Here is a 17,554-nt window from a genome sequence, read left to right as displayed (position 1 = left end):
GCACAACATGAGCAAATCCCGTCAACTCAAGTTCGGCGCCATGGTCCACGGCGTCGGCCACGGCTGGGGCGAATGGCGCCACCCGCAGGCGCAGGCCGACGCCAGCACCAATTTCGACTGGTACAAAGGCCAGGCACGGCTCGCCGAAGAGGCGAAATTCGATTTCGTGTTCATCGCCGACAGCCTGCACATTCACGAAAAATCCAGCCCGCATTACCTCAACCGCTTCGAGCCGCTGACCATTCTGTCGGCGCTGGCGGCCACCACCTCGAAAATCGGCCTGGTGGCCACCGTGACGGTCAGCTACACCGAACCGTTTCAGGTCGCCCGCCAGCTGTCTTCGCTGGACCATATCAGCGGCGGTCGCGCCGGCTGGAACGTGGTCACCTCCTGGCTCAGCGGCACGGCGGACAACTTCAGCAAGAGCGAGCACCCACCCCACGCCGTGCGCTATCGCATCGCCAAGGAACACGTTTCGACGGTCAAGGGCCTGTGGGATTCCTGGGAAGACGACGCGCTGGTGCGCAACAAGCAGACCGGCGAGTTTTTCGACCGCAGCAAACTGCACACGCTGAATCACCGTGGCGAGTTCTTTCAGGTCAAAGGGCCGCTGAACATTTCCCGCTCGAAGCAGGGCCAGCCAGTGCTGTTCCAGGCCGGCACATCGGAGGATGGCCGCAATTTTGCCGCCGAATATTCCGATGCCATCTTTGTACATGCTGAGTCGTTCGATGAAGCCAAGGCGTATTACACAGACCTGAAGCGCCGGGCCAAGGGCTTTGGCCGCAACCCGGACGATCTGTCGATCCTGCCCGGCATCCGCCCGATCATCGGCCGCGACGCCGCCGAGGTGGAACAGCGTTATCAACAGGCCGTCGATCTGGTCAGCATCGAGGATGCGATTGTCGCGCTGGGGCGGCCATTCAATGATCATGATTTCAGCCAGTATCCGCTGGACGCGCCATTCCCGGATCTGGGCGATCTGGGTGCCAACAGCCAGAAAGGTGGCTCGGACCGGATCAAGCAACAGGCCCGCGAGCACAAGCTGACCTTGCGTCAGGTGGCGCTGGATTTCTCTCGCCCGCGTCGGGAGTTCGTCGGCACGCCCGAGCAGGTGGCCGACCAGATCCAGCACTGGTTCGAAAACGGTGCCAGCGATGGCTTCATCATCAACTCGCTGCTGCCGGACGGCCTGCAATATTTCACCGAACGGGTGATCCCGCTGCTGCAACAACGCGGCCTGCAGCGCGGTGAATACAGCGGTTCCACCTTGCGCGAGCATTTCGGACTGGCGTTTCCGGTCAACCGCTACACCGCTGCGCGGCATGAGGCCGAAAGCGACGTTCAACCCCGCGCAGTACGCGCCTGAGACCTACGCGGATCAGGTGGGAGCGAGTTCATTCGCGATCGGCGTTTCAGATTGGCAACCCAAGTCGCCTGAAATGCAGCATCGCGAATGAATTCGTTCCCACCAGGTTATTGAATTTGCTCTCACGGGGCTGCTGCCATAAAAAACGCGCGCAAACAAAAACGCCGCTCTGATGAGCGGCGTTTCTGTGAATTTGGAGCGGGAAACGAGACTCGAACTCGCGACCCCGACCTTGGCAAGGTCGTGCTCTACCAACTGAGCTATTCCCGCAATATGGCGTCCCCTAGGGGACTCGAACCCCTGTTACCGCCGTGAAAGGGCGGTGTCCTAGGCCACTAGACGAAGGGGACACTGCCTGAAACACCTTGGCACTGTGTTTCAGTTCAAGACCGTGTCCGAAGACACTGCCTTGTTTCACTCAACCTCGCCTTTCGGCCAGATTGTTTAAAATTGGAGCGGGAAACGAGACTCGAACTCGCGACCCCGACCTTGGCAAGGTCGTGCTCTACCAACTGAGCTATTCCCGCATTGGCGTCCCCTAGGGGACTCGAACCCCTGTTACCGCCGTGAAAGGGCGGTGTCCTAGGCCACTAGACGAAGGGGACACGCTACAACATTCACTCCCTGCCGCGTTTCGCTGTGTGCTTTACGCTGCAAGTGGCGCGCATTCTATGGATGCTTGGAGGGGTCGTCAACCCCCAAGTGAAAATTTATTCAAATCAATGACTTCCCCCTCTATTTTGGTAATGGAATGCCGATAAGGAAGGGGTTGGCAGGCGTTTCTCTATATAGAGGCGGCTGCAGAACCTTCCCGCAGTGGTGCATAGCCACTACACTCGGCGCAAATAACTTGATTGAGGCTTGTACGGTGACACCACTCATTATCACCCTGATGGTTGTAACAGGCATCGTACTCCTCATTGCCATCGGCTATCTGAATCACATCGCCGAAGGCAAGAAAGTCGAGCGTGCCCGCACGCTGGTCGAGCTCAACGATCGTCTGCGCCGCTGCGGCGAGTTGTCGGAAACCTTTCCCGGGCAAATGACCACGCCGGCGCTCAAGCTGCTGCTGGTGCGTCTTGAGCTGAACGTGATCAAACGCCTGATCGCCCTGGAAAGAAGAAACAACCCGAACCTGCAGGAGCGCGAAACCGAACTGGAAGCGCTGATCGCCCAAGGCGACGCCATCACCGTCAGCAACCCGGTCAGCCCGATCCAGACCGAAGCCAAGGCGAAAGATGTGCGTTTTCTGCTGGAAGCGCTGCATGGTCAGGTGACCCGTGCCGCCCATGACGGTTTCCTGCAGACCGCCGAAGCCAAGCACTGGATTCGCGAGATCCGCAACATGCTGGTGCTGCTGCACATCGAGTTCTTCAACAACCTCGGTCAGCAGGCGCTGAACCAGGATCAGCCGGGGCAGGCGCGACTGGCCTTCGAGCGCGGCGTGCAATATCTGAAGAATCAGGCCGAACCTGCACCCTGGAAAACCCATTTGCAGGCGATGGAGCGTCAGTTGGCCCGGGCCAACGCCATGGTGCTGGACACCATCGCGCCAACCGAAGACGACAACAATGAGCTGACCGAAGGCCTGAAGGCGGACGAAGCCGAGTCGGAATGGAAGAAAAAGGCCCTCTACGATTGATTGAGGGCCGTTGCCTGACGCATCGCCCGGTGCGTCAGGCAGTCAATCAGCAGTCGGTCAGTTTCAGAAAGATCGCTGCCAGCTGTTCGATCCCCGCCTGATCCTCTTCACTGAAACGCGCCAGACTCGGACTGTCCAGGTCCAGCACGCCAATCAAACGCCCTTCCTTGACCAACGGCACCACCAGCTCACTGTTGGAGGCACTGTCACAAGCGATATGCCCCGGAAACTCGTGAACATCCAGCACGCGCTGGGTTTCCCGGGTCTGCGCCGCCGTACCGCACACGCCTTTGCCAAACGCGATGCGCACGCAGGCGATCTGCCCCTGGAACGGGCCGAGCACCAGCTCTTCATTGCGGTTGAGGTAGAAGCCGGCCCAGTTCAGGTCATCCAGCTGGGTGTAGAGGAACGCGGAAAACTGCGCGGCGTTGGCGATGAAGTCGCGCTCGTCCGCCAGCAGGGATTCCAGTTGCGCGGCCAGCAGGCGGTAACCGTCGAGGCCCTGCCCCGTTGCATTCAAATCGATCATGGATGTTGCTCCAGCATTTTCAAACCAACCCAGTAACGGGCGAACTGATAGGCGCAGCGGCCGTTGCGGTTGCCGCGGCCGGTGGCCCAGCGCACCGCGTGGATGTCCAATTCTTCGTCACGCTGCCATTGCAGGCCGGCCTTGGCCGCCAGTTCGCCGATCCAGTGCTCCACCACGTTCAGGAAGTGTTCCTGAGTGAATGGATAGAAGGACAGCCACAGACCGAAGCGGTCGGACAGGGCAATCTTGTCCTCGACCGCTTCGCTCGGGTGAATCTCGCCATCATCGCCACGCTGCCAGTGGGCATTGTCGCTTTCCTTTTCCGGCACCAGATGGCGGCGGTTGGACGTGGCATACAGCAGAACGTTGTCCGGCGCCTGTTCCAGCGAACCGTCAAGCACGCTTTTGAGCACTCGGTAATCGCCCTCACCGGACTCGAACGACAGGTCGTCGCAGAACAGCACGAAACGCTGCGGCAGTTTCTGCAATTGCTCGACCACCCGCGGCAGGTCGCCCAGGTGGTCACGCTCGATCTCGATCAGACGCAGACCGGCCTTGGCATGCTCGGCCAGCAGGGCACGCACCAGCGACGACTTGCCGGTGCCGCGCGAGCCCCACAGCAGCGCGTGGTTGGCCGGCAGCCCGTCAATGAATTGCTGGGTGTTGCGACCCAGTTGCTCACGCTGGCGGTCCACGCCGATCAGGTCGGACAGGCGCATGTCCAAGGTGACCTGCAACGGCAGCAGATAGCCGCTGCGGCCTTCGCGCACCCAGCGCGCGGCCAGCGAGGTGTTCCAGTCCACCGGCTCGCGCAGGGCCGGCAGCAGAGGTTCGAGGCGCGCCAGAACCGATTCGGCGCGTTCCAGAAATGCGTTCAACCGAGAATCCACAGTGTCTCCTTGATTTAACTGGTTAAAGCCCGTGAGCGATCGGCTATGCTTGCCCGGCAATGGACACCAGAAGTGGCAGTGCCCTCATGGATATAGCAATTACCCACCGGTTGTCGTTCAAACAGGCGCGTTTGACGGTGCTGATCGGTTTTGTGCTGGGCACCCTGCTCAGCCTGATACAAATTGCTATCGATTATGCCAGCGAAGACGCCTCCATCGATCGTGAAATTCGCTCTCTGCTGCAAATCAGCCACAACCCCGCCTCGCGCATTGCCTACAACATCGACGCCGAACTGGCGCAGGAACTGACCTCCGGCCTGTTGCACTCCCCCGCCGTGGTCGGCGCACGCCTGACCGACAACAACGGTGTGTTGCTGGCCGCTGTGGCGCGGCCCATGGCGGAAAGCCCCTATCGCATGCTCAGCGACTTCCTGTTCGGCCAGAGTCGGCAGTTCGACGACCTGCTGAAGCTGGACCACATGCCCGAAGAAGCCATCGGCACCTTGCACCTGGAGGTCGACACGTTCGCCTTCGGCAGCCATTTTCTGCAACGGGCGGAAATCACCCTGCTCAACGGCTTCGTCCGAAGCCTGGTGCTGGCCTGCATCCTGATGGGGCTGTTTTATCTGACCCTGACCAAACCCTTGACCGGCATCATCCGTGCCCTCGCCAGCCGTGACCTGCACAGCCCCAAATCAGTGCCGCTGCACTGCCCCGCCGGCCACGAAAACGATGAGATCGGTGTGTTGGTGCAGGTTGCCAACCGTCAGCTGGAAAGCGTGGCCAGCGAATTCGGTCGACGCCGCGACGCCGAGAACCGCCTGACCGACCACCTCAACGAGCTGGAGGACATCGTCTCCGCGCGCACGCTGGAGCTGAAGGCCAGCAACGCCCGCCTCAGCCAGTCCAACGAAGAGTTGCAGATCGCCCGCAGCACCGCGCTGGACATGGCTCACGCACGCTCGGCGTTCCTGGCCCACATGAGCCATGAAATCCGCACGCCGCTCAACGGCCTGCTGGGCATGCTGGCGTTATCGCTGGACGGTCCGCTGAGCGCCGAACAGCGCCAGCAGCTGTCCATCGCCCATGACTCGGGCAAGGTGCTGGTGGAACTGCTCAACGATATTCTCGATCTTTCCAAGTTTGATGCGGGCCAGCTGGAGCTTGAGTGCATTCCGTTCGACCTCGCCAGCCTGATCGAGGACACCGCCAATCTGCTGTCACAGAACGCGGCGCCCAGCGTCGAACTGACCTGCCTGATCGACCCGCGTTTTCCGGGGCTGGTACTGGGCGATCCGACACGGGTCCGGCAGATCGTCAGCAACCTCCTGTCCAACGCCCTGAAATTCACCCGCAACGGGCGCGTCGATGTGCGCCTGGGGATGCACAACGGCAACGTGCGAATCGAGGTTCGCGATACCGGCATCGGCATCGCTCAGGACGCCCAGGCCAAGATCTTTCAGCCGTTCACCCAGGCCGAAGCGGCGATCACGCGGCAGTACGGCGGCACCGGGCTGGGCCTGACCCTGACCCACAACCTGTGCGAGGCCATGAACGGCCAGTTGAGCATCGAATCGCGGGAAGGTGTCGGCAGCCGTTTCTATGCCGACCTGCCATTACCCACCCACGCGCAGGCACCCTCCTGGCCGAAGTTGCGCGGCCGGGTCGTGGTGGTCAGCCCGGTGAACAGCGGCCTGGTGGAATTGCTGGATCGGTTGCTGCCGGAATGGGGCGTCGAGCACCGGCACTTCTCGGCCAACGACCCGCAGCCGGATCAGCCGCCGGACCTACTGATTACCGACTGCCCGGAATGCCTCATCGGCATTCGCCCGGCGACGCGGATCCCGATTCTGCTGGTGACGGCGTACGGCAACTTCATGCCAACTGCTCAGGTCATGGCGCTGGCGCCGTTGCAGCAGCAGGCGCGGCCGCTTTCACGCAACACCCTGCATCAAACCCTGACCCGCATGCTGTGCATCGACGAACAACCGAGCGGCAACCGCCTGCAAAGCCTGCAACCGATCGCCCATCGCGCGCGGATTCTGCTGGTAGAAGACAACCCGGTGAACCAGCTGGTCGCCAAGGGCATGCTTGGCAAGCTGGGCTGCGAAGTGGTGGTCAGTGGACATGGTGGCGAAGCGCTGCAACAGCTGGAGCGCGGCCATTTCGATCTGGTGCTGATGGATTGCAACATGCCGGTGATGGACGGCTACGAAGCCACACGGCGCATCCGCCAGAGCGGAAAATGGCCGGATTTGCCGATCATTGCGCTGACAGCCAACGCCATGCCGGAAGAACGCGAACATTGCAAAAGCGCCGGCATGAGCGATTACCTGGCCAAGCCGTTTCACCGCGAAGAACTGGTCAACCTGCTGGACCAGTGGATACCGGTGGTGCAGGAGCACTGAGTCCGCGACGCCACCCCATGGCTCATGCACAGACCTGTGGGAGGGAGCTCCCTCCCACATTGATCATTCGTATGCCCTGCCAGCTGTGGTGTTGCGCAACATCCACATCAGGCACTTATTTCAGCAACGCCTCGATATCCGCCTTCAACTCTTCAGGCTTGGTCAGCGGCGCGTAACGCTTGACCAGCTTGCCGTCGCGGCCGACGAGGAATTTGGTGAAATTCCATTTGATCCGTTCGGAACCAAGCAGGCCCGGCGCCTGTTTCTTCAATTGCACGAACAGCGGATGGGCATGGCTGCCGTTGACGTCGATCTTCTTGAACAGCGGGAAGCTGACGCCGTAGTTCAACTCGCAGAACTCGGAAATCGCGCCTTCGTTGCCCGGCTCTTGCTTGCCGAACTGGTTGCAGGGAAAGCCCAGCACCACCAGGCCGCGATCCTTGTAGCTCTGCCACAGCTCTTCGAGGCCTTTGTACTGCGGGGTAAAACCGCATTTGCTCGCGGTATTCACCACCAGCACCGCCTTGCCGGCATAGTCGGCGAGGGTTTTCTGCTCGCCCTTGATCGTGGTGCACGGAATGCTCAGCAAGTCGCTCATGACACTGTCCTGGATAAAAAAGCCCACCACCAAATTAGCGCGCCATTGATTGGCGCGCCATTTGATTCTCGACGGTGATACCCGGCCATAGGGCTTGCAGCGCCCGATCAGGCTTCGCGGGGCACCAGATCCAGGCACACCGAGTTGATGCAATACCGCAGACCGGTCGGCGGCGGGCCGTCGGGGAACACGTGGCCCAAGTGAGCATCGCACTGGGCGCAGACCACTTCGGTGCGAATCATGCCGTGACTGGTGTCACGCACTTCCACGACGGCACTGCCTTCGATCGGCGCATAGAAGCTCGGCCAGCCGCAGCCCGAATCGAACTTGGTGGTCGAGTCGAACAGCGCTTCGTCACAGCACACGCAGTGATAGACGCCCGGGGTCTTGGTCATGTTGTACTTGCCGGTAAACGGCCGTTCGGTGGCCTTCAGGCGGCACACCTGATACTGCTCCGGATCGAGCATCTGCTTCCATTCTTCGAGGGTTTTTTCCAGCTTGCTCACGGGGATACCTCCACATCTCAAAAAGCCCGAAACTGTGTCTTTTCCACGGATCGGGTGGCACGTATGATGCGCCTTCGTCGGACGCCAGTCTGTCACCGGCGTTTCTCGCATACAAACCCATTTTGATGGCGTCGTGCTCCGCAGTCGGCATTTTTTCCATTCACTGCGAACCGTTTATTCTCGGGATCAATCACCATGCAGTTCAGCAAATCGAACAAGCTCGCCAACGTCTGCTACGACATTCGCGGGCCAGTGCTCAAGCACGCCAAACGCCTGGAAGAGGAAGGCCATCGCATCCTCAAGCTGAACATCGGCAACCCGGCACCGTTTGGCTTCGAGGCGCCGGATGAAATTCTTCAGGACGTGATCCGCAATCTGCCGACCGCACAGGGCTACAGCGACTCCAAAGGTCTGTTCAGTGCGCGCAAGGCGGTCATGCAGTACTACCAGCAGAAGCAGGTCGAAGGTGTCGGCATCGAAGACATCTACCTGGGCAACGGCGTGTCCGAACTGATCGTGATGTCGATGCAGGCGCTGCTCAACAACGGTGACGAAGTACTGGTGCCGGCTCCTGACTACCCGCTGTGGACCGCCGCCGTGGCGCTGTCCGGCGGCAACCCGGTGCATTACCTGTGCGACGAGCAGGCCAACTGGTGGCCTGATCTGGACGACATCAAGGCCAAGATCACGCCGAACACCAAGGCGATGGTGATCATCAACCCGAACAACCCGACCGGCGCCGTCTACTCCAAGGAAGTGCTGCTGGGCATGCTGGAAATCGCCCGCCAACACAACCTGGTGGTGTTCTCCGACGAGATCTACGACAAGATTCTGTACGACGATGCCGTACACATCTGCACCGCGTCGCTGGCGCCGGACCTGCTGTGCCTGACCTTCAACGGTCTGTCCAAGTCCTACCGCGTGGCCGGCTTCCGTTCCGGCTGGATCGCCATTTCCGGACCGAAACACCACGCACAGAGCTACATCGAAGGCATCGACATCCTGGCCAACATGCGCCTGTGCGCCAACGTACCGAGCCAGCACGCGATCCAGACCGCACTGGGTGGCTATCAGAGCATCAATGACCTGATCCTGCCGCCAGGTCGCTTGCTGGAACAGCGCAACCGTACCTGGGAGTTGCTCAACGACATTCCCGGCGTCAGCTGCGTGAAACCGATGGGTGCGCTGTATGCGTTCCCACGCATCGACCCGAAAGTCTGCCCGATCCACAACGACGAGAAGTTCGCGCTGGACCTGCTACTGTCGGAAAAACTGCTGATCGTTCAGGGCACCGCTTTCAACTGGCCGTGGCCGGACCACTTCCGCGTGGTCACGCTGCCGCGCGTCGACGATCTGGAAGCCGCCATCGGCCGCATCGGCAACTTCCTGAAGACGTATAAGCAGTAATGCTGCTTCTGTAAGAGTGAGCTTGCTCGCGATAACGTTTTTTCTGACACCACGGCAGTGACGGATCAAACGCCATCGCGAGCAAGCTCACTCCTACAGTGAAATGTGCCCAATCGCTCTACCCCCACCCTTTCACCAATGGTCCATAATGGCCTTGGTGACGCAAAACGACACAGTTTGAAATAGTCGCCCGGTTGAATCGCCACCGGCATCACCTTATATACCCCGCAACGCGTTACATATTCTTCACGAGGAGAAATTCCAGACCATGATGCGCATCTTGCTGTTTTTGGCCACTAACCTTGCGGTCGTGCTGATTGCCAGCATCACCCTGAGCCTGTTTGGCTTCAACGGGTTCATGGCGGCCAACGGGGTTGATCTCAACCTCAATCAGCTGCTGATCTTCTGCGCCGTATTTGGTTTCGCCGGTTCGCTGTTCTCGCTGTTCATCTCCAAGTGGATGGCGAAGATGAGCACTGGCACCGAGATCATCACCCAACCACGCACCCGCCACGAACAATGGCTGCTGCAGACCGTTGAACAGCTGTCCCGCGATGCTGGCATCAAGATGCCGGAAGTGGGTATTTTCCCGGCGTACGAAGCCAACGCCTTCGCCACCGGCTGGAACAAGAACGATGCTCTGGTTGCGGTCAGCCAGGGTCTGCTGGAGCGTTTTTCGCCGGATGAGGTGAAAGCGGTACTGGCCCACGAAATCGGCCACGTGGCCAACGGCGACATGGTGACCCTGGCGCTGGTGCAGGGCGTGGTCAACACCTTCGTCATGTTCTTCGCGCGGATCATCGGCAACTTCGTCGACAAGGTGATCTTCAAGAACGAAGAAGGCCAGGGCATTGCCTACTTCATCGCGACCATCTTCGCCGAGATCGTGCTGGGCTTCTTGGCCAGCGCCATCGTCATGTGGTTCTCGCGCAAGCGCGAATACCGCGCCGACGACGCCGGTGCCCGCCTGGCCGGTACCGGTGCAATGATCAGCGCGCTGCAACGTCTGCGTTCGGAACAGGGCGTGCCAGTGCAGATGCCTGACAGCCTGACCGCGTTCGGCATCAACGGCGGCCTCAAGCACGGCCTGGCTGGCCTGTTCATGAGCCACCCGGCGCTGGAAGACCGTATCGACGCCCTGCGTCGTCGCGGTTGATTCAAGAGCAATGCAAAAGGGCGACGCAAGTCGCCCTTTTCTTTTGCCCTATCGGCGAAACATCCGGTAGGCATGCTCGCTCAGACGCGAAGCGCCGGCCTCGACGAACTTGCGACTCTGCGCCAGCACATCCTGCTCGGCGATCATGTTCAGCCGCCACTCCGGCGACAGCAATTGCATCACTTCCTCTTCCGGCACGGCAAACGGCGGTCCGTCGATTTCGCTCTGCTCGTAATCCAGCGTGATCAACAACCCCCGGCAATCCGCCGGCAGGATGCTGTTGAGCTGTTTGACGTAACGCCAACGCATCTCGGCCGGTAACGCAATCAAGGCGGCGCGGTCGTACAACGCCGAGCAATTGCCGATATCCCGGGCCTTTAGCGCAAAAAAGTCGCCACACCAGATCTCGCACGCGGCATGGCGATAGACCTTGAAGGCACCGCGCTGCTCGACCTCCGGCTTGACGCGGCGCTCCTTGAAGTAATCCTCCACGGCCTTTTCCGAAAGCTCGATGCCGACCACGGCAAAGCCCCGCTCTTCAAGCCAGGTCATGTCGATGCTTTTGCCACATAAAGGCACCAGCACGCGCTCGCCGGCCTTGAGGTTCAACTCGGGCCAGAACTGTTTGAGATAAGGATTGACGTCCGACTGATGAAAGCCGATCTGATTGACGGCCCAGCGTTCATGCCAAAACTGCGGCTCCATAAACACTCCTGTTTTTTCGATCAAACGGCACTAAAACTTATATTAGATTTAGATCAATGATCTGCCTGATCATGCATTCATCTTATACGCTCAGGACGCCCGACATGTTCCCCAGCCTGTTCATTTCTCACGGCTCGCCGATGCTTGCCCTCGAACCCGGTGAAAGCGGTCCGGCGCTGGCGCGTCTGGCCGCGCAGTTGCCACGCCCCAAGGCGGTGGTGATTGTATCGGCACACTGGGAAAGTCAGGAGCTGTTGGTCAACGGCAATCCCCAGCCGGAAACCTGGCACGACTTCGGTGGCTTCCCCGCTGCCCTGTTCGCCGTGCAATACCCGGCGCCCGGCATGCCGGAGATGACCCGTCGGGTCATGGAACTGTTGGCCGCTGCCGACCTGCCAGCACGCATCGACAGCCGTCGCCCGTTCGACCATGGCGTCTGGGTGCCGCTGTCGCTGATGTATCCGCAGGCCGACATTCCGATCGTTCAGGTGTCGTTGCCGTCGCGCATGGGCCCTGCCCTGCAGACCCGCGTCGGTCAGGCCCTGCAAAGCCTGCGCGAGGAAGATGTACTGCTGATCGGTTCCGGCAGCATCACCCATAACCTGCGCGAACTGGACTGGCATGCCGGCCCGGAAAGCATCGAGCCTTGGGCTCAGGCCTTCCGTGACTGGATGGTGGAGAAGCTGCAGGCCAACGACGACGAAGCGCTGCATGACTACCGTCGCCAGGCACCCAACGCCGTGCGCAATCATCCGAGCGACGAACACCTGCTGCCGCTGTATTTCGCCCGTGGCGCCGGCGGCGAGTTCAGCGTGGCTCACACTGGATTCACCCTGGGCGCGCTGGGGATGGACATCTATCGCTTCGGCTAGAAAACCCGATCACTGTCGGAGCCGGCTTGCTGGCGAACGCATTAGAACCGTTGCAGCCATATTGAATGATGCACCGCATTCGCCAGCAAGCCGGCTCCCACGAATACCCCTCCACCGCCATCATTTTTCTGATGGCAAAAAAAATCCCCGCACAAGGCGGGGATTTTTTTGTTCAGACGATCAGCTCAACGCCAATCAGTCTTCGCGATAACGACGCAGCTTCAGCTGTTTGCCGGCAACGCGGGTGTCTTTCAGCTTGGCCAGCAGACGCTCAAGGCCTTCTTCCGGCAGCTCGACGAGGCTGAAGCTGTCACGCACCTGGATGCGACCGATGGCCTCACGAGCCAGACCGCCTTCGTTGAGGATGGCGCCCAGCAGGTTCTTCGCGGCGATACCGTCACGCGCACCCAGCGCGGTACGGCAACGGGCACGACCTTCTGCCAGCGGCATCGGTGCACGACGTTCACGCTCTGGACGGTCACCGCTGGAGCTGCGCTCACGTGGTGCACTGTTCGGTACCAGTGGGCGCTCTTTCTCGATGGCTGCCAGGTTCAGCGCCTGACCGTTGGTCGCCTTGCGCAGCAGCGCAGCGGCCAGGGCACGCGGGCTGCAGCCGATGTCGGCGGTCAGACGGTCGAGCAGGTCGCCATGGCTGGCTTCGGCATCGGCCACCAGCGGCGCGAGGCTGTTGGTCAGCTTCTTGATGCGGGCATCAAGAACGGCTTGCGAGTCAGGCAGGCGCACTTCGGCGACTTTCTGACCGGTCACACGCTCGATCACCTGCAGCATGCGGCGCTCACGTGGAGTCACCAGCAGCAGCGCACGACCTTCGCGACCGGCACGGCCAGTACGGCCGATACGGTGAACGTAGGATTCCGGGTCGTACGGCATGTCGACGTTGAACACGTGAGTGATGCGCGGTACGTCCAGACCACGGGCAGCGACGTCGGTCGCGACGACGATGTCCAGACGGCCATCCTTGAGCGAGTCGATGACGCGCTCACGCTGGTTCTGGGCGATGTCGCCGTTCAGCGCGGCAGCCTTGTAGCCTTTGGCTTCCAGTGCGCCAGCCAGGTCCAGGGTGGCCTGCTTGGTGCGTACGAACATGATCAGCGCGTCGAAATCTTCGACTTCCAGCAGGCTCAGTACGGCAGAGGTCTTCTGGTCGGCGTGAACCAGCAGGTGAGCCTGCTCGATCGCGGTGACGGTCTGGGTCTTGCTCTGGATCTTGACGTGTTTCGGGTCTTTCAGGTGACGCTCGGCGATCGCACGGATCGACTGCGGCAGGGTCGCCGAGAACAGTACGGTCTGACGGCTTTCCGGCATGGCGTTGAAGATGACTTCCAGGTCATCCATGAAGCCCAGCTTGAGCATTTCATCAGCTTCGTCGAGAACCAGGTGGTTCACGGTCGCCAGGACTTTTTCGTCACGACGCAGGTGATCGCACAGACGGCCCGGGGTGGCGACGACGATCTGCGCACCGTTACGGATAGCCTTGAGCTGCGGGCCCATCGGCGCACCGCCGTAGACCGCGACCACGTTCACGCCCGGCATCTGCTTGGCGTAGGTTTCAAAAGCGGTGGCCACTTGCAGGGCCAGTTCGCGGGTCGGCGCGAGAATCAGCGCCTGTGGCTCGCGTTTTGCCGGATCGATGCGGTTCAGGATAGGCAGTGCGAAGGCGGCGGTTTTACCGGTACCTGTCTGCGCCTGACCGATCATGTCGTGACCGGCAAGAATAATCGGGATCGATTGTTGCTGAATGGCCGAAGGCTCTTCGTAGCCGGTAGCGATAACGGCTGCAACAATAGCGGGATGAAGGTCAAGAGCGGCGAAGCCGCCGATTTCCTGGGTCATGGGTCTGCCTCTGAGTGCATCCGCAAAGACCCATGCTGCAAAGCTGCGCGTGCCGTGTAAGACCCGAAGGTCACCCTGGCTGCTTTGTCGGCGGGGATTTGCGAAAACGTATTGATGAATGGATCGTCAGGGGTGGGTCGCGAACGAACCGGTTCGGGAATTGTGTTTCACGAACCATGCCATGACGAGGGCCCAGTGAAAGGCCGGCGCGCACTATACCGGAATTGCTGAATAAAGTGAGGATTTTTTTCCACGGAACATGACGTTGCGGCCAACGGTCACAGGCTTTGCGCAAACCTGTGTCAGTGTCTACTTTTTTAAAGCCCGGTCTTGCTGGCGGTAGGGGCTAAAACGTTTCATCTGCTCTCTGCATTCTCGGGGCAGCCCTCCTCCACACGTCTGCGCACGCAGGAGATCAGACATGACCTCTTCGACAAAAGGCCACGTCACCCGGGAACAGCGTGGCGCCATCATGCTCATCGGTCTGGACCGTGTCGCCAAGCGCAATGCCTTCGACATGGAAATGCTCAATCAGCTCAGCCTCGCCTACGGCGAATTCGAACGCAACGATCAGGCGCGGGTCGCGGTGGTGTTTGCCCATGGCGAGCACTTTACCGGCGGTCTGGATCTGGCCGAAACCGGCCCGACCCTGGTCAATGGCTGGCAATTGCCCGAAGGCGGCTACGACCCGTGGGGCGTTTTCGCCGGGCCGCGAGTGAGCAAACCGGTGATCATCGCGGCGCAGGGCTACTGCCTGACCCTGGGCATCGAACTGATGTTGGCGGCCGACATCAACCTGTGCGCCAGTAACGCGCGTTTCTCGCAGATCGAAGTGCAGCGCGGCCTGTTCGCCTTTGGCGGCGCGACCCTGCGCATGCACCGGGTGGCCGGTTGGGGCAATGCCATGCGCTGGCTGCTGACCGGCGACGAGTTCGATGCCCATGAAGCACTGCGCATGGGCCTGGTGCAGGAAGTCATGGCCCATGAGGACCTGCTGCCCTGTGCCCTGCACATGGCCGAACGGATTGCCGAACGGGCGCCGCTGGGTGTGCGCGCGACCTTGGCGTCGGCACGACAGGCGGTACATGAGGGCGAGGATGCTGCCGCCCGTCAGTTACCGGCGCAGATCCGTCAGGTCATGGCCAGCGAAGATGCCAAGGAAGGGTTGCGTGCCCTGCTGGAACGGCGGCCGGGGCATTTCACCGGCCACTGACAACAGCGTTCAGGTGGCCGGGCGCACAGTCTTGATCAGCGGCAGCAGCGAATAGCCCAGCTGCGGCGCCAGCCCTTCGGCGCGGGCGATCAGACCGTCCATGTCCAGGGTCTGGTCCAGATCGGCCGGGACGATGAGGATCACGTTGCCCTCCTTCACCGGCAGTTCCCAGTAGTGACGGTGATAGAGACCGCGCAGCAACGCCGCACCCAGCGGTTTGCCATCGTCTGACGCCCACTGATTGATGATCAGCCAGCCACCGGGGTTCAGGCGTTTCTGGCAGTTTTCCAGAAAGCCCCAGGCCAGATGGCCCGCCGCAGGGCCGGTGTCGGTGTAGAGGTCGACGAAAATCAGGTCGGCAGGCTCGGCGGTCGGCAGCAGCTCCAGCGCATCGCCGACCCGGATGTACAGGCGCGGATCATCGGCCAGACCCATGTATTCCATGGCCAGACGTGGCACATCGGGGCGCAGCTCGATGGCTTCGACGTCGTCCAGCGGCAGAAACTTAAGGCAGGCCTGAGTCAGCGTGCCGGCGCCGAGGCCCATGAACAGCGCGCTTTCCGGCGCTTCATGGCACAACGCACCGATCAGCATGGCGCGGGTGTAGTCGTACTCCAGCCAGCTGGGATCGGCGGTGAAGGTGCAGCTTTGCTCGATGGCGTCGCCGAACTCCAGAAAGCGATAGTCCTGCACCTCCAGCACGCGGATCATGCCGAAGTCGTCATGGACTTCGGCCAGCACGCGCTCTACACGCTCTTCAGTCATTACTGCTCTCTTGCCAAGGTTCAGTGGAGATGGACCACCTGTGGGAGCGAATTCATTCGCGATAAAGGCAGCCAGCTCACGACTCATGCATGGACAGGACTGCCGAATCGCGAATGAATTCGCTCCCACAAGGGTCAGGCACCACCACAGCGGTCAGACAGTGCCTCTCGGGAAAGCGCGGATTGTCGGCGAAGCGGGCCCGGCAGGTCACGCAAATTCTCGGGATGAACTGCTACCATGGCCGTCCGATCGTACTGACTTCGAGTTCATCATGAGCCAACCCTGGAGCCCTGACAGCTGGCGGACACTGCCTATCCAGCAGCAACCGCAATACCCCGATGCCGAACATCTGTTGCGTGTCGAACAGACGCTGGCCAGCTATCCGCCGCTGGTGTTCGCCGGCGAGGCCCGGGAGTTGCGCCGCCAGTTTGCCGAGGTCACTCAGGGTCGCGCGTTTCTGCTGCAGGGTGGCGACTGCGCCGAGAGTTTCTTTGAGTTCTCCGCCGCGAAGATCCGCGACACCTTCAAGGTGCTGTTGCAGATGGCAATTGTCATGACCTTTGCCGCCGGCTGCCCGGTGGTCAAGGTCGGCCGCATGGCCGGGCAGTTTGCCAAGCCGCGCTCGGCCAACGACGAAACCATCGACGGCGTGACGCTGCCGGCCTATCGCGGCGACATCGTCAACGCCATCGGCTTCGACGAGAAGAGCCGTGTCCCGGACCCGGAGCGCCTGCTGCAGGCGTATCACCAGTCCACCGCCACGCTGAACCTGCTGCGCGCCTTCGCCCAGGGCGGCTTTGCCGACCTGCATCAGGTCCATCAGTGGAACCTGGATTTCATCGCCAACTCGGCGTTGGCCGACAAGTACAGCCAACTGGCCGACCGCATCGACGAAACCCTGGCGTTCATGCGCGCCTGTGGCATGGACACCTCGCCACAACTGCGCGAAACCAGTTTCTTCACCGCCCACGAAGCGTTGCTGCTCAATTACGAAGAAGCGTTCGTGCGCCGCGACAGCCTGACCAACGACTTCTACGACTGCTCGGCGCACATGCTGTGGATCGGCGACCGCACCCGCCAGCTGGACGGCGCCCATGTCGAGTTTCTGCGCGGGGTGAAAAACCCGATCGGGGTGAAAGTCGGCCCGAGCATGAACACCGATGATCTGATTTGCCTGATCGACATCCTCAACCCGGACAACGATCCGGGCCGCCTGAACCTGATTGCGCGCATGGGCGCCAACAAGGTCGGCGATCATCTGCCGGGGCTGATTCGCGCAGTAGAACGCGAAGGCAAGAAGGTGCTGTGGAGTTCCGACCCGATGCACGGCAATACGATCAAGGCCAGCAGCGGCTACAAGACCCGCGACTTCGCGCAGATCCTCGGCGAGGTGAAGCAGTTCTTCCAGGTGCATCAGGCAGAAGGCACGTACGCGGGTGGTATCCACATCGAAATGACCGGACAGAACGTCACCGAATGCATCGGCGGCGCCCGTCCGATCACCGAAGATGGCCTGTCGGACCGTTACCACACCCATTGCGACCCGCGGATGAACGCTGATCAGTCGCTGGAACTGGCGTTTTTGATTGCCGAGACGTTGAAGCAGGTGCGTCGGTAAGCCCCTGCGCCCTTCATCTGTA

Annotated in this window: 14 protein-coding genes, 4 tRNA genes and 1 pseudogene; 8 read left to right on the top strand and 11 right to left on the bottom strand. The window is 60.9% G+C overall.

Features of this window, described 5'->3' with window-relative positions:
• The first annotated feature begins 7 nt into the window (after positions 1-7).
• Positions 8-1,369 carry an LLM class flavin-dependent oxidoreductase gene (locus ACIPL0_RS18090; RefSeq protein ID WP_400591997.1) on the top strand — a complete coding sequence of 454 codons (1,362 nt, stop codon included), beginning with the start codon at positions 8-10 and terminating at the stop codon, positions 1,367-1,369.
• A 194-nt stretch (positions 1,370-1,563) separates the two neighbouring features.
• Here the strand turns inward: ACIPL0_RS18090 and ACIPL0_RS18085 are convergent.
• The 4 genes from ACIPL0_RS18085 to ACIPL0_RS18070 form a co-directional block, all read right to left on the bottom strand.
• Positions 1,564-1,639 (bottom strand) — tRNA-Gly (locus ACIPL0_RS18085).
• 4 nt (positions 1,640-1,643) lie between these two features.
• Positions 1,644-1,719, bottom strand: a tRNA-Glu gene (locus ACIPL0_RS18080).
• 101 nt (positions 1,720-1,820) lie between these two features.
• A tRNA-Gly gene (locus ACIPL0_RS18075) sits at positions 1,821-1,896 on the bottom strand.
• 2 nt (positions 1,897-1,898) lie between these two features.
• Positions 1,899-1,974, bottom strand: a tRNA-Glu gene (locus ACIPL0_RS18070).
• Between the two features lie 263 nt (positions 1,975-2,237).
• Between ACIPL0_RS18070 and ACIPL0_RS18065 the strand changes: the two genes are divergently transcribed.
• Positions 2,238-3,011, top strand: a complete 774-nt coding sequence (locus ACIPL0_RS18065) for a hypothetical protein (RefSeq protein WP_400592000.1) — start codon at positions 2,238-2,240, stop codon at positions 3,009-3,011.
• 46 nt (positions 3,012-3,057) lie between these two features.
• On the opposite strand, the gene ACIPL0_RS18060 is transcribed toward ACIPL0_RS18065, so the two are convergent.
• The gene (locus tag ACIPL0_RS18060) at positions 3,058-3,540 is read right to left on the bottom strand and encodes a GAF domain-containing protein (RefSeq protein ID WP_400592003.1); all 483 of its coding nucleotides are present in this window, start codon (positions 3,538-3,540) and stop codon (positions 3,058-3,060) included.
• Positions 3,537-4,430: an ATP-binding protein gene (locus ACIPL0_RS18055; RefSeq protein ID WP_400592006.1), complete on the bottom strand. Its 894-nt coding sequence runs from the start codon at positions 4,428-4,430 to the stop codon at positions 3,537-3,539. Before ACIPL0_RS18055 ends, ACIPL0_RS18060 begins: the two co-directional genes overlap by 4 nt.
• An 86-nt stretch (positions 4,431-4,516) precedes the next feature.
• Here ACIPL0_RS18055 and ACIPL0_RS18050 point away from each other — a divergent pair, with 86 nt between their 5' ends.
• Positions 4,517-6,838, top strand: a complete 2,322-nt coding sequence (locus ACIPL0_RS18050) for an ATP-binding protein (RefSeq protein ID WP_400592008.1) — start codon at positions 4,517-4,519, stop codon at positions 6,836-6,838.
• Between the two features lie 115 nt (positions 6,839-6,953).
• Here ACIPL0_RS18050 and ACIPL0_RS18045 read toward each other — a convergent pair whose 3' ends face one another.
• Together ACIPL0_RS18045 and msrB are read right to left on the bottom strand one after the other, a co-directional pair.
• A complete protein-coding gene (locus ACIPL0_RS18045; RefSeq protein ID WP_400592011.1) occupies positions 6,954-7,436 on the bottom strand; it encodes a glutathione peroxidase in 483 nt (160 codons plus the stop codon).
• A 107-nt stretch (positions 7,437-7,543) separates the two neighbouring features.
• The gene (gene msrB / locus ACIPL0_RS18040) at positions 7,544-7,942 is read right to left on the bottom strand and encodes a peptide-methionine (R)-S-oxide reductase MsrB (protein ID WP_400592014.1); all 399 of its coding nucleotides are present in this window, start codon (positions 7,940-7,942) and stop codon (positions 7,544-7,546) included.
• 195 nt (positions 7,943-8,137) lie between these two features.
• On the opposite strand from msrB, the gene ACIPL0_RS18035 reads away from it, so the two are divergent.
• Both ACIPL0_RS18035 and htpX read left to right on the top strand, forming a co-directional pair.
• Positions 8,138-9,349: a pyridoxal phosphate-dependent aminotransferase gene (locus ACIPL0_RS18035; RefSeq protein WP_400592017.1), complete on the top strand. Its 1,212-nt coding sequence runs from the start codon at positions 8,138-8,140 to the stop codon at positions 9,347-9,349.
• 268 nt (positions 9,350-9,617) lie between these two features.
• Positions 9,618-10,505 (top strand): protease HtpX, encoded by an 888-nt coding sequence (htpX, locus tag ACIPL0_RS18030; protein ID WP_400592019.1) that lies wholly within the window; start codon positions 9,618-9,620, stop codon positions 10,503-10,505.
• A 48-nt stretch (positions 10,506-10,553) separates the two neighbouring features.
• Here htpX and ACIPL0_RS18025 read toward each other — a convergent pair whose 3' ends face one another.
• Complete coding sequence (locus ACIPL0_RS18025) at positions 10,554-11,210, bottom strand: thiopurine S-methyltransferase (protein WP_400592022.1); 657 nt, start codon at positions 11,208-11,210, stop codon at positions 10,554-10,556.
• A 104-nt stretch (positions 11,211-11,314) separates the two neighbouring features.
• On the opposite strand from ACIPL0_RS18025, the gene ACIPL0_RS18020 reads away from it, so the two are divergent.
• The gene (locus tag ACIPL0_RS18020; protein WP_400592025.1) at positions 11,315-12,082 is read left to right on the top strand and encodes a DODA-type extradiol aromatic ring-opening family dioxygenase; all 768 of its coding nucleotides are present in this window, start codon (positions 11,315-11,317) and stop codon (positions 12,080-12,082) included.
• Between the two features lie 195 nt (positions 12,083-12,277).
• Here the strand turns inward: ACIPL0_RS18020 and ACIPL0_RS18015 are convergent.
• Positions 12,278-13,970 (bottom strand): annotated as a pseudogene (locus ACIPL0_RS18015) (DEAD/DEAH box helicase).
• A 387-nt stretch (positions 13,971-14,357) separates the two neighbouring features.
• Between ACIPL0_RS18015 and ACIPL0_RS18010 the strand changes: the two are divergent.
• Positions 14,358-15,149 (top strand): crotonase/enoyl-CoA hydratase family protein, encoded by a 792-nt coding sequence (locus ACIPL0_RS18010; RefSeq protein ID WP_400592027.1) that lies wholly within the window; start codon positions 14,358-14,360, stop codon positions 15,147-15,149.
• A 9-nt stretch (positions 15,150-15,158) separates the two neighbouring features.
• Here the strand turns inward: ACIPL0_RS18010 and ACIPL0_RS18005 are convergent, their stop codons facing one another.
• Complete coding sequence (locus ACIPL0_RS18005) at positions 15,159-15,914, bottom strand: spermidine synthase (RefSeq protein WP_400592029.1); 756 nt, start codon at positions 15,912-15,914, stop codon at positions 15,159-15,161.
• Positions 15,915-16,185: 271 nt separating this feature from the next.
• Between ACIPL0_RS18005 and ACIPL0_RS18000 the strand changes: the two genes are divergently transcribed.
• Complete coding sequence (locus tag ACIPL0_RS18000; protein WP_400592031.1) at positions 16,186-17,532, top strand: class II 3-deoxy-7-phosphoheptulonate synthase; 1,347 nt, start codon at positions 16,186-16,188, stop codon at positions 17,530-17,532.
• The last annotated feature ends 22 nt before the right edge of the window (positions 17,533-17,554 follow it).

Source organism: Pseudomonas sp. NPDC090208 (genome assembly GCF_044746785.1).
In the GTDB taxonomy this organism is placed as follows: domain Bacteria; phylum Pseudomonadota; class Gammaproteobacteria; order Pseudomonadales; family Pseudomonadaceae; genus Aquipseudomonas.
This window is presented reverse-complemented; position numbering and strand designations above follow the sequence as displayed.

What these genes read in the sequence shown, in the direction of transcription:
- ACIPL0_RS18060 (WP_400592003.1), bottom strand. Translation starts at nt 3,540, where the DNA reads ATGATCGATTTGAATGCAACGGGGCAGGGCCTCGACGGTTACCGCCTG.
- ACIPL0_RS18045 (WP_400592011.1), bottom strand. Translation starts at nt 7,436, where the DNA reads ATGAGCGACTTGCTGAGCATTCCGTGCACCACGATCAAGGGCGAGCAG.
- ACIPL0_RS18000 (WP_400592031.1), top strand. Translation starts at nt 16,186, where the DNA reads ATGAGCCAACCCTGGAGCCCTGACAGCTGGCGGACACTGCCTATCCAG.
- ACIPL0_RS18010 (WP_400592027.1), top strand. Translation starts at nt 14,358, where the DNA reads ATGACCTCTTCGACAAAAGGCCACGTCACCCGGGAACAGCGTGGCGCC.
- ACIPL0_RS18035 (WP_400592017.1), top strand. Translation starts at nt 8,138, where the DNA reads ATGCAGTTCAGCAAATCGAACAAGCTCGCCAACGTCTGCTACGACATT.
- ACIPL0_RS18005 (WP_400592029.1), bottom strand. Translation starts at nt 15,914, where the DNA reads ATGACTGAAGAGCGTGTAGAGCGCGTGCTGGCCGAAGTCCATGACGAC.
- ACIPL0_RS18020 (WP_400592025.1), top strand. Translation starts at nt 11,315, where the DNA reads ATGTTCCCCAGCCTGTTCATTTCTCACGGCTCGCCGATGCTTGCCCTC.
- ACIPL0_RS18090 (WP_400591997.1), top strand. Translation starts at nt 8, where the DNA reads ATGAGCAAATCCCGTCAACTCAAGTTCGGCGCCATGGTCCACGGCGTC.
- ACIPL0_RS18050 (WP_400592008.1), top strand. Translation starts at nt 4,517, where the DNA reads ATGGATATAGCAATTACCCACCGGTTGTCGTTCAAACAGGCGCGTTTG.
- ACIPL0_RS18025 (WP_400592022.1), bottom strand. Translation starts at nt 11,210, where the DNA reads ATGGAGCCGCAGTTTTGGCATGAACGCTGGGCCGTCAATCAGATCGGC.
- htpX (WP_400592019.1), top strand. Translation starts at nt 9,618, where the DNA reads ATGATGCGCATCTTGCTGTTTTTGGCCACTAACCTTGCGGTCGTGCTG.